General features: G+C 46.1%; 10 protein-coding genes. 3 read left to right on the forward strand and 7 right to left on the reverse strand.

Annotated elements, in window-relative coordinates; all coding sequences use genetic code 11:
* The first annotated feature begins 281 nt into the window (after positions 1-281).
* A complete protein-coding gene (gene zapB, locus H5300_RS17040) occupies positions 282-524 on the forward strand; it encodes a cell division protein ZapB (protein ID WP_004729696.1) in 243 nt (80 codons plus the stop codon).
* A 113-nt stretch (positions 525-637) separates the two neighbouring features.
* Here zapB and rraA read toward each other — a convergent pair whose 3' ends face one another.
* From rraA to priA, 7 genes are all read right to left on the reverse strand, one after another.
* Entirely contained in the window at positions 638-1,156 is a 519-nt protein-coding gene (gene rraA / locus H5300_RS17045; protein WP_004729695.1) for a ribonuclease E activity regulator RraA, read from the reverse strand.
* A gap of 73 nt (positions 1,157-1,229) precedes the next feature.
* Entirely contained in the window at positions 1,230-2,147 is a 918-nt protein-coding gene (locus H5300_RS17050; RefSeq protein ID WP_102504178.1) for a 1,4-dihydroxy-2-naphthoate polyprenyltransferase, read from the reverse strand.
* 155 nt (positions 2,148-2,302) lie between these two features.
* Complete coding sequence (gene hslU, locus H5300_RS17055; protein WP_017077598.1) at positions 2,303-3,643, reverse strand: HslU--HslV peptidase ATPase subunit; 1,341 nt, start codon at positions 3,641-3,643, stop codon at positions 2,303-2,305.
* Between the two features lie 58 nt (positions 3,644-3,701).
* Complete coding sequence (gene hslV, locus H5300_RS17060; RefSeq protein WP_004729692.1) at positions 3,702-4,250, reverse strand: ATP-dependent protease subunit HslV; 549 nt, start codon at positions 4,248-4,250, stop codon at positions 3,702-3,704.
* Positions 4,251-4,484: 234 nt separating this feature from the next.
* Positions 4,485-5,024 (reverse strand): cell division protein FtsN, encoded by a 540-nt coding sequence (gene ftsN / locus H5300_RS17065; RefSeq protein WP_029222060.1) that lies wholly within the window; start codon positions 5,022-5,024, stop codon positions 4,485-4,487.
* A gap of 122 nt (positions 5,025-5,146) precedes the next feature.
* Entirely contained in the window at positions 5,147-6,151 is a 1,005-nt protein-coding gene (cytR, locus tag H5300_RS17070) for a DNA-binding transcriptional regulator CytR (protein ID WP_004729690.1), read from the reverse strand.
* Between the two features lie 240 nt (positions 6,152-6,391).
* Positions 6,392-8,593, reverse strand: coding sequence for a primosomal protein N' (priA, locus tag H5300_RS17075; RefSeq protein WP_182796486.1), 2,202 nt, complete (start codon positions 8,591-8,593; stop codon positions 6,392-6,394).
* Positions 8,594-8,924: 331 nt separating this feature from the next.
* Between priA and rpmE the strand changes: the two genes are divergently transcribed.
* Positions 8,925-9,143: a 50S ribosomal protein L31 gene (gene rpmE / locus H5300_RS17080; protein WP_004729688.1), complete on the forward strand. Its 219-nt coding sequence runs from the start codon at positions 8,925-8,927 to the stop codon at positions 9,141-9,143.
* 332 nt (positions 9,144-9,475) lie between these two features.
* Entirely contained in the window at positions 9,476-10,765 is a 1,290-nt protein-coding gene (locus H5300_RS17085; RefSeq protein ID WP_017077602.1) for a malic enzyme-like NAD(P)-binding protein, read from the forward strand.
* Positions 10,766-10,787: the final 22 nt, after the last annotated feature.

The raw sequence follows: 10,787 nt of genomic DNA on the forward strand, positions 1-10,787 counted from the left end.
GAATTTTACCATATCCCAAAGGAAACGTTTGCCTTTTTGTTTTTTGGGGATTGCTCTTGATCAATTTGCGGGTGAAAACAGGTAATATTCATCAAAATAATCAGTCTGTTGTCGCGGTAGTAATAATTCACGTCAATATTCGGTAAAAAGCGCTGTTTTTTTCATCGAATGGCGCAAAATATCGAATATATTGAGTGTTTATCCTTGCTCTGCTGAGTAGAATGGGGAAATAAGTGGAGTAGACCTTCACCATCAAACGGATAACTTAAAGGTAGGCCAGAATGTCTTTTGAAGTACTAGAGCAGCTAGAAGCAAAAATTCAAACAGCAGTAGATACAATTGCACTTCTTCAAATGGAAGTGGAAGAGCTTAAAGAAGAGAAACAAGCACTAGCAACAGAAGCTGGTGAGCTTAAAGAAAGCCGTCACGAGCTAGAGCAAAAAACTCAGCAAATGCAGGAAGAGCATTCAGCGTGGCAAGATCGCATCCGTAACCTTCTTGGTAAAATGGATGACGTAGAGTAATTGACTCTTCAGATTTAAAAAAAACGCCCGCTACTGAGTAGCGGGCGTTTTTGTTTGTATTCTTATGCTTCGTGTTCTTATGGTTTGTTTTATTATTTGAAGCTGAGTGAGAGTTACTCGATCTCTTCTTCTTCAACATCCAGATCAAGTTCTACATCTAAAGGCTCTGCCGAAAGAATAATGCCGGTGTTGTCAGCGTAGAGGTAATCTTCCGGTAAGAAGGTTACGCTGCCAAAGTTGACCGGTACGTCCAATTCGCCGACACCTTCTTGGCTCGCACCAACAGGGATTGAAGCCAAAGCCTGAATACCAATGTTCATGTCTTCTAGCTCATCGACTTCACGAACGCAGCCGTAAACCACAATACCTTCCCACTCATTGTCTTCGGCAAGTAGGGCAATCTCAGCATCGATCAGCGCTTTGCGTAGTGAGCCGCCACCATCGATTAACAACACACGTCCCAGACCATCTTGCTCTAATACGGAGCGAATCAAAGCATTGTCTTCAAAACACTTTAATGTCGTGATCTGTCCTGCGAAGGATGCACGTCCCCCGAAGTTGCTGAACATGGGCTCCACGACATCAACTTGATCCAAATATATGTCGCACAGTGCTGAAGTGTTGTATTCCATTAGTATACCTTTTGAACAATGAGCTTACTTTGAGTATATCGGTGCTTGATCCCTTTGCAATGATTAGTCTCATTTAACTCAATAGAGTTTGAGCTACGACAACCCCTGCAAACAATAGGTTAGTGACCAGTGAGCATTTCACAATCACTGGCATCATTGGTGCAATCTGCGCTGGTTTTTCGGTTTCCCAAACGGCCTTGCCATGTTTGTAAACAATAACAATGCTCAGTAAAAACGGCAGGCTGATCCAGGCCGGCTTTTCTTGAATCAGTAGGTAGATAGCGAAAGAAGCAAGGGCGAGCCCAAGCAGTGCAAAATGATAGTGCTTGGCTTTGCGTTGCCCTAGGCGAACCGCCATGGTGCGCTTACCACATTCGCTGTCGTTCTCTATATCACGCATGTTGTTGATGTTGAGTACCGCAACCGCCATTAATCCACAACCTAAGGCCGGAAGAAATAGGCTTGGCTCAACATGACCAGTGTGTAGGAAGTATGTGCCTGAAACGCCTAACAAACCGAAGAAGATAAATACCGATAAGTCGCCAAGGCCAATATAACCATAAGGTTTATTACCCACTGTGTAAGCGATGGCAGCCATTATGGCTAATACGCCTAACGCGATGAAAGATAAGATGCTTTCAATCGAGGTTAAGGCATGAAAAATAAGAATCAGCCCAGCGAGCATGGTAAACACGATGTTGAGGATGATCGCTTGCTTCATGGTTTTCGCGGTCACCGCGCCGGATTGCATTGCGCGTGTTGGCCCCAGACGGTTTTCGTTGTCGGTGCCTTTTACTGCGTCGCCATAGTCATTGGCTAGGTTCGACAGAATTTGTAATAAGGTGGCAGTTAAAAAAGCCAGTAGGGCTATTGATAGAGAAAACTGACCGCCGGCGAATGCTAAACTACTTCCTGTAAGAATAGAGACGAGTGCGAGAGGCAGAGTTTTTGGTCGTGCGGCATCAAGCCAAATCAGTAGAGATTGTTTCATCGTAGGTCTATTTCTTTGTAAGTCTTCGTTTCAAACTGTGATTTGAGTATACGCCCATTTTTCGGGTAATAAAAAGCCCACTCGAAAGTGGGCCTTGAATTCGCTTATTAGCTGCTATTTCTTTGAGATAGAGCAATAAGTTGGAGTTTTGTGTGCTACAGGATGAAGCGACTTAGGTCTTCGTCTTCTACGAGCTCGCCAAGCTTAGATATTACATAAGCTTCATCAATCAGCAATTTACTGCCTGCTCGGTCTGTTGCGTCAAATGAAATTTCATCCATTAGGCGCTCCATGACTGTGTGTAGACGACGCGCACCGATGTTTTCAGTGGTTTCGTTCACACGCCATGCTGCGTCTGCAATTTGGTTGATGCCATCTTCAGTGAACTCAATGCCGACATCTTCTGTTTTCATCAGGGCAATGTACTGCTCGGTCAGTGATGCCTTTGGCTCAGTAAGAATACGTTTGAAGTCATGTGCAGAAAGCGCTTCAAGTTCTACGCGGATTGGCAGACGACCTTGCAATTCAGGGATCAGGTCAGATGGCTTAGCCACTTGGAATGCACCTGATGTGATAAACAAGATGTGGTCAGTTTTAACCATGCCGTGCTTCGTTGATACTGTGCTGCCTTCGATTAGAGGCAGTAGGTCGCGCTGAACACCTTCACGAGATACGTCTGGGCCTGAGCTGTCGCCACGCTTACAGATTTTGTCGATCTCATCGATGAATACGATGCCGTTGTTTTCAGCGTTGAAGATTGCGCTCTCTTTTAGCTCTTCCTGGTTCACAAGCTTCGCAGCTTCTTCTTCAGTCAGTGCTTTGAATGCGTCTTTGATTTTCATCTTACGCTTTTTCTTGGTGTCGCCCGCTAGGTTTTGGAACATGCCTTGCAGCTGGTTGGTCATCTCTTCCATGCCTGGAGGTGACATGATTTCAACGCCCATTTGCGGCGCGGCTACATCAACTTCAATCTCTTTGTCGTCTAGCTTACCTTCGCGCAGTTTCTTGCGGAAAATCTGACGAGTGTTTGAAGAGGTGGTGTCTTCCGTTGATTGCTCGTTCTGACCCCAAGCATCACGTGCTGGTGGTAGAAGTGCATCAAGAATACGTTCTTCAGCTTGCTCTTCAGCGCGGTATTGTACTTTTTCCATCGCTTGTTGATGTGTCATCTTGATCGCAACGTCCGTTAGATCTCGGATGATGGTCTCAACTTCTTTACCAACGTAGCCAACTTCGGTGAATTTAGTCGCTTCTACCTTGATGAACGGCGCATTAGCGAGTTTCGCTAGACGGCGAGCAATTTCAGTTTTACCCACACCCGTTGGGCCAATCATCAGGATGTTTTTTGGCGAAACTTCAACACGCAGGCTTTCTTCAAGCTGCATACGACGCCAGCGGTTACGTAGAGCGATAGCCACTGAACGCTTAGCGTTGTCTTGGCCGATAATGTGGCGATTGAGTTCGTGAACAATTTCGCGAGGAGTCATCTCAGACATGGTTTTTCCTTAATTCTTTAATCACTGTTGAATACAACGTTATTGATGGAAGCGGTCGTTACTCTGGCTTTGGCAGCTCAACGGTGCTTTCTAGTTCTTCAATAGTGTGGTGATGGTTGGTGAATACACAGATATCGCCAGCAATGTTCAGCGACTTTTCTGCGATTTCACGCGCATCTAAATCAGTATTTTCTAATAGTGCAGTCGCTGCTGCTTGAGCGAAGTTACCGCCCGAACCGATCGCAATCAGGTCGTTCTCTGGTTGAACGACGTCACCGTTACCAGTAATGATCAGTGAAGCGGTTTCATCCGCGACTGCTAGCAGTGCTTCTAATTTACGTAGAGCACGATCGCTACGCCAATCCTTCGCCAGCTCAACGGCAGCTTTGGTTAGGTGGCCTTGGTGCATTTGCAGCTTGCTTTCAAATTTTTCGAATAGCGTGAAAGCATCTGCCGTACCGCCAGCAAAACCAGCCAGTACTTTGTTGTTGTATAGGCGACGTACTTTACGGGCATTGCCCTTCATTACAGTATTGCCTAGAGATACTTGTCCATCACCCGCGATGACGACTTTATTATTACGACGTACAGATACAATGGTAGTCACGAGTAGGGCCTCTTAATATTTCTTATCTTTGGGTATAAAAAGTATATGAGGATGGTGCTCGGATAATTCAAGGAAGGGCGAGTGATGTCGCGCAACTTATCGGCGGAAGTTGTAAGGAAAACTGATTAAAGGGAGTAAATAAAAGAAAACCTCCACAATGGGAGGCTTTCGGAGTTTGGTTTTCGGCTTTTGCTAAGATTAAGACTGCGGCTATCGCTAAATCTAAATCTAAATCTAATCGGTGTCTTTCCAAATAGCGCAAGGTTCGATTTTCGCCCGTTGCAGCTTATGACGATCGCGCTCGGCGTCACGCTTCAACTTGTATGGCCCTAAAACCACACGGTACCAGCTACTGCCGTCTTTTTTACGGATTTCACTCGAGATACCTTGGAACGCAATATCTAACTTGCGCGTTTCTGCCTGTGCTGACGTTTTGTAAGCGCCACACTGCATCACGTAAGGGATCTTAGAGATCTCTTGCTCTTTGGCTTTAACTTCAATCTCGCGGCTTGGCAGCGTTTCAACGTAGTCCCACTTCTCTTCAGGAGGCGGTGGAATCACTTTCGCTGGTTTTGGCTTAGGTTTTGGTTTGGTAGCCACAGGTGTTGGTGCTGGCGGCTCAGGATCATTACTCAATAAGTAAAGTCCATAACCAAAACCACCGGCAAGGAGGATCGCCAAAAGACCACTGCGCCAAGGTTTACGGCGAGGGGCTTGTTTCTTGGTCGGTTTTTTCGTGCCACGACCGCGCTTTACATAATCTCTATTAGCCACAAGACAATTCAATAGTTGCTGATTCTGTCCTCATGGTAATCCAGATTGCGCGAGGATAATAGTGCAGAAATGGAAGCGGCACATCAAAATGTGCCGCAGATTTATAAGGGTATTTCTGAGGGTTACATTCGAGGTGGTGCGGTGCTGCCTCTAACGACTAATTTAGCTTCAAGCAGACGCGAACCTGCTTGCACATCGTTGCCCTTCAATAGATCAAGCATCATCAACATCGCTTGGCGTCCAATCTCATAACGAGGCTGAGAAATAGTGGTTAGCGGTGGATCGCAGTATTGAGCGAATTGGATGTCATCGAAGCCAACAATCGATAGGTCTTGAGGAACGCGTAAACCTAGCTTCTTCGCTTCTTGAATCGCACCAATCGCCATCGCATCGTTATGACAGAAGATCGCTGTAGGTTGTTCAGGAAGTGCTAGTAATTGACGAACCGCTTGCGCACCCGCTTCAAAGGTGAAATCGCCCACAGTGCTGTAAGCTGGGTTCATTGATACTCCAGCGCGGCGCAATGCTTGTTGGTAGCCTTGTTGACGGAACTTACACAGGGTTGCAGTCGTTGGCCCAGAGATCTGAGCGATGCGCTTATGACCTAACTGAGCGAGGTAATTCACGGCTTCAAATGCAGAGGTTAGGTTGTCGATGTGAACCGTTGGCAGTTCAAGCTCAGGTGCGAATTCACACGCCATAACCATTGGCGGTAAATTCTTTTGCTCAGGCTTACTGACATCAAACGGATGATCAGTGCCAAGCAGTAGCATACCGTCTGCTTGCTTTGTGAAGACCAAGTTAACAAATGAAGACTCACGCTTCTTTTGTTGACCACTGTCACCCAGTAGAACGAGGTAGTCATTCTCTACAGCGGCATCTTCGATACCACGAATGATTTCGGCGAAGTAAGGGTCACAGATATCAGGAACGATAGTGATGATGGTTTTTGATTCGTTGCGACGTAAATTTCTAGCTAATGTATTGGGTGAGTATCCAGCTTCAAGTACTGCTGTCTCAACTCGTTTACGAGTCGAAACCGAGACTTTTTCAGGGTTCATCAATGCACGTGATACCGTTGCCGTTGAGACGCCTGCTAGCTGGGCAACATCCTTCATTGTCGCCATAAATTAAACCCTCTTTTAAGTTCCTTTGTCGCCTAAGTATTTAAGGCGTGAATAATTAATACAATCGGATAGATATTATGAAAGTGTTGCTAACACTTTTTTTATTGCAATATTTTATTCGTTTCATCCGTGTAAAGTTACGGCTAGATTAACAAAAATCACATGACTAGTGTGAGGTTGCTCACGAGAAATATGAAATATTTGTGAACAAACTTATCATTAGTTTTAACCCAAGTAGGTTTAGCTCAAATCTTGCGGCTCAATATCGAGTGACCAACGGACTTTTTTCGCAGCAGGTAACATATTAATTGCCGGCTTCGCACTCATTAATAACTTCTGCATTAACGAACGAGTCTGAGTTTGTAGAATCAACTGCCAGCGTGATTTGCCCGCTCGCTTGGCCAGTGGCGCTGGGGTGGGACCTAGAACCATGCAATATTGGTCAAACAAGGGGTGCGATTCTAATGTATGACGAACCTGACGCAAGAACTCTTCCACCAAACGTGTGTCATTGGCTTCCGCTCTAAACAGAGTCATAAAGGTATAAGGTGGCAGCATCGCTTGTTTACGCTCGGCCAATGCGGTTTGGGCAAAGTGGTTATAGTCTTTGTGCAGCAACGCTTGTAACAAGCCATGTTCTGGATGGTGAGTTTGTAAGATAACCTCACCCGGCTTACTGGCACGGCCTGCTCGACCGGCGACTTGAGTAAACAGTTGAGCCAACCGTTCAGAGGCGCGGAAGTCACTACTATATAAAGAGGCGTCAACATCCAATAACGCCACAAGTGTCACGTCAGGAAAGTGGTGACCTTTAGCAAGCATCTGTGTACCGATAAGAATTTGGTATTCACCTTTACGAATCGACTCTAGCGCGCTTTCTAAGCTGCCTTTGCGGCGGGTGCTGTCTCGGTCAATACGAATGGTTTTGTATTCAGGGAATAGCTGACCAAGTTGAGCCTCTAACTGTTCGGTACCAACACCCACCGTCACCAAGTTCGCTGAACCACAACCTTGGCAATTGTGTACGATATGCTGCTGAGAACCACAGTGGTGGCAGCGCATCTCATTGCTGTATTGGTGATAGGTGTAGTAGGCATCACAGCGCTTACATTCGGCTGTCCAACCACAATCGTGACACATCAATGCGGGAGAGAACCCACGACGGTTGAGAAACAACATCACTTGGTTGCCTGCTTTGAGGTGTCTTTGCATTTCAGCAATCAAAGAAGCAGACAAGCCACTTTCTAGATATTCACCCTTCACATCCAACACTTTATTGGTGGTCGGCAGCGCGACACCCGCACGTGAAGTCAGGGTGAGATAACTGTATTTACCGATCTGAGCGTTGTGCAGCGTTTCAAAGGCCGGAGTCGCCGAGCCTAACACAACCGGAATCTGTGCTTTATGAGCACGCATGATCGCTACATCACGAGCGTGGTAGCGTAGGCTATCTTGCTGCTTATAAGAGGCGTCGTGCTCTTCATCGACAATGATAATTCCCAGATCAGCGAAGGGGGTGAACAGAGCCGAGCGCGTACCAATCACAATGCCCGCTATTTTGTCTCGCGCTGATAACCAAGCATTCAGTCGTTCAGAATCGTTTAATCCAGAGTGAATCACCTCAACAGGCACATTAAAACGACGCTTAAAGCGATTAATCGTTTGTGGAGTGAGGCCTATTTCCGGTACTAAGACTAACGCTTGTTTATCTTGGTCGAGAATCGGCTTGATCATATTCAGGTAGACTTCGGTCTTACCTGAGCCGGTAACCCCTTCGAGCAAGAAGCAACTAAAATCGGTTTGGCTATTTACTGTCGCAATCGCGATCGCTTGTTCAGCATTGAGCTTCGGCTTGTCTTGTTCGTTTTCAAGTTCAACTGGCCACGGTTGGCGCGTTGGCTTTTTCTCTACCGACTCAATCCAACCTTTCTCTTCCAAAGTCTTAAGCACCGCGCTCCCGACTTCTTCATCAATGAATTCTTGATGAGGAACCGGGCCGTGCTCAAGCATGTGCATCACTTTGGCTTGCTTAACCGCACGACCAAAGCCTTGCATCAGTTGATCTCTGCCAGATGGGGTCAATTGCCACTCGACAAGCGTTGCGAAGTCGGCAGTTTTGCCTTTTCGTAAAGCGCTTGGTAGAGCATTAGCCAAGGTTTCACCCAGTGGATACTGATAGAACTGGCTGCACCATACCAAGAGTGAGTAGACCGATTCTGGCCAAACGGGTTGGTTGTCTAATAAGGCTTTAATAGGCTTGAGCTTGTCTAGATCGAATTCAGATTCGTTAACCAGAGCTGTAACAATACCAGTTAAGGTTTGTCGTCCAAAAGGCACAGATACTCGTCCACCAATAATCGGGAATAGGTGGTTAGGAATCTTGTAATCGAACTGCTTGTCTAGTGGAACAGGCAGTGCCACGCGGGCAATCATTGGACGCATAAAGGGACAGCTTTATCTGAGTTGACGAGAGCGAACAGTCTAATGGATAAGGGCGTTAAATTCGAGGAGCAGTTTGGATGAGAGTATAGAGTTAACGCAGGAAGATAACGAGAGCCCGAAATCTCAGGCCGACAAAGGAAATAAAGAGGCTATTGGTGAAAAATGTATCAAATCAGTTGATCCTGCCTTATAGATTCATTACTATACTGCGCCTTAAAGGTATGGCTTTATCGCAGTTTAGTGATGCAGCGGTGTCTTTATTTTATTTTTTAACTACGTGTGGTGTGCGGCTTAGAATCGTATAGCGACACGGCCTACTTGAGGTTATCCCATGAAAACTGGTATCCACCCAGAATACAAAGCAGTTTCTGCAACTTGTTCTTGCGGCAACACATTTGAGTTCAACTCAACGCTTGCAAAAGAATCTATCCACCTAGACGTATGTGACAAATGTCACCCATTCTACACTGGTAAGCAACGTATCGTAGATACTGGCGGCCGTGTTGATCGCTTCAACAAGCGTTTCGGTGCTCTTTCTAGCAAGAAGTAATTCTCGCTATTTAGACATAAAAAGGACACTTCGGTGTCCTTTTTTGTTGCCTGAAATTTAAGAAAACGCTGAATCTTATTCAGCCATCAACTTCTCGAAAACGACAGGCAACCCGCTTGAGTTTTGTTTCATAACTTACACCAAACACTCCATTCTCGAAATCCGCTCGAAAGTTCAACAAGCGACAGTAATTTCAACTGCTCACTGGTCTTATTAGTAGTGAAATCTCGTTTTTTAATGAGACAGAGGCTTTAACCACCTAGGAACTTTGAAGTACATCTATTAACATGAACAAGATCCCCCAAATAATAATATCCTAGGAACCTACACCTATGTCTGAAGACAGCCGCCAAGATCAATCCTCTCAAGCGTTATCGCCTCAAGAACAATTCCGTCAGCAAGCTCTTGATTACCATGAGTTCCCAATTCCAGGCAAAATTGCAGTAGAACTGACGAAGCCTGCAAACTCTGCAGAAGACCTAGCACTTGCATACAGCCCAGGCGTGGCTGAGCCTGTTCGCGAGATCGCACAGAACGTTGATAACGTTTATAAGTACACAGGTAAAGGCAACATGGTTGCAGTTATCTCTAACGGTACAGCGATTCTTGGCCTAGGTAACCTTGGCCCTATTGCTTCTAAACCTGTTATGGAAGGTAAAGCGCTACTGTTTAAGCGTTTTGCTGGTTTAGATTCTATCGATATTGAAGTAAAACACCGCACAATCGATGAGTTCATTGATACGGTTGCGAATATCGCAGATACATTCGGTGGTATTAACCTAGAAGACATCAAAGCACCTGACTGTTTTGAGATTGAGCGTCGCCTGATTGAGCGTTGTGATGTCCCTGTTTTCCACGATGACCAACACGGTACAGCGATTGTAACGGCTGCAGGTATGCTGAACGCGATTGAGCTTCAAGGTAAGAAGCTTGAAGAGTGTAAGATCGTTTGTTTGGGTGCTGGCGCAGCGGCGGTTGCTTGTATGGAACTGCTGATTAAGTGTGGCGCTCAGCGTGAGAAGATCTACATGCTTGACCGTAAAGGTGTAATCCACACTCGTCGTGAAGACTTGAATGAATACAAAGCGCTATTCGCAAATAACACGGACAAGCGCACGCTTGAAGATGTTATTGAAGGCGCTGACCTGTTCTTGGGCGTATCGGGTCCTAACCTGCTACCAGCTAAAGCACTCACGCTGATGGCTGATAAGCCTGTTGTGTTTGCATGTTCAAACCCAGATCCAGAGATCAAGCCAGAGCTTGCTCATGAAGTTCGTTCTGACCTTATCATGGGTACAGGCCGTAGCGATTACCCGAACCAAGTAAACAACGTACTTTGTTTCCCATTCATTTTCCGTGGTGCGCTTGATGTGCGTGCGAGCGAAATCAATGATGAGATGAAGCTGGCTGCGGTTAAAGCGATTCGTGAACTAGCGAAAGAAGAAGTTCCGGCTGAAGTACTCGCCGCTGCAGGTGAGACTGCACTGGAGTTTGGTAAAGGCTACATCATTCCTAAGCCAATGGACCCACGTCTACTTCCTCGCGTAGCAAAAGCGGTAGCAGTAGCGGCCGTTGAATCTGGCGTAGCTCGTATTGAGATGCCTGCTAACTATATGGCTTAATGCTTTAATGGCTTAATGGCTT

It is taken from the genome of Vibrio sp. SG41-7 (assembly GCF_014164465.1).
Classification (GTDB): domain Bacteria; phylum Pseudomonadota; class Gammaproteobacteria; order Enterobacterales; family Vibrionaceae; genus Vibrio; species Vibrio splendidus.

Bases quoted from the DNA above. Each gene is read 5' to 3' on its own strand.
- zapB (WP_004729696.1), top strand. From the start codon at position 282: ATGTCTTTTGAAGTACTAGAGCAGCTAGAAGCAAAAATTCAAACAGCA.
- rraA (WP_004729695.1), bottom strand. From the start codon at position 1,156: ATGGAATACAACACTTCAGCACTGTGCGACATATATTTGGATCAAGTT.
- H5300_RS17050 (WP_102504178.1), bottom strand. From the start codon at position 2,147: ATGAAACAATCTCTACTGATTTGGCTTGATGCCGCACGACCAAAAACT.
- hslU (WP_017077598.1), bottom strand. From the start codon at position 3,643: ATGTCTGAGATGACTCCTCGCGAAATTGTTCACGAACTCAATCGCCAC.
- cytR (WP_004729690.1), bottom strand. From the start codon at position 6,151: ATGGCGACAATGAAGGATGTTGCCCAGCTAGCAGGCGTCTCAACGGCA.
- priA (WP_182796486.1), bottom strand. From the start codon at position 8,593: ATGCGTCCAATGATTGCCCGCGTGGCACTGCCTGTTCCACTAGACAAG.
- rpmE (WP_004729688.1), top strand. From the start codon at position 8,925: ATGAAAACTGGTATCCACCCAGAATACAAAGCAGTTTCTGCAACTTGT.
- H5300_RS17085 (WP_017077602.1), top strand. From the start codon at position 9,476: ATGTCTGAAGACAGCCGCCAAGATCAATCCTCTCAAGCGTTATCGCCT.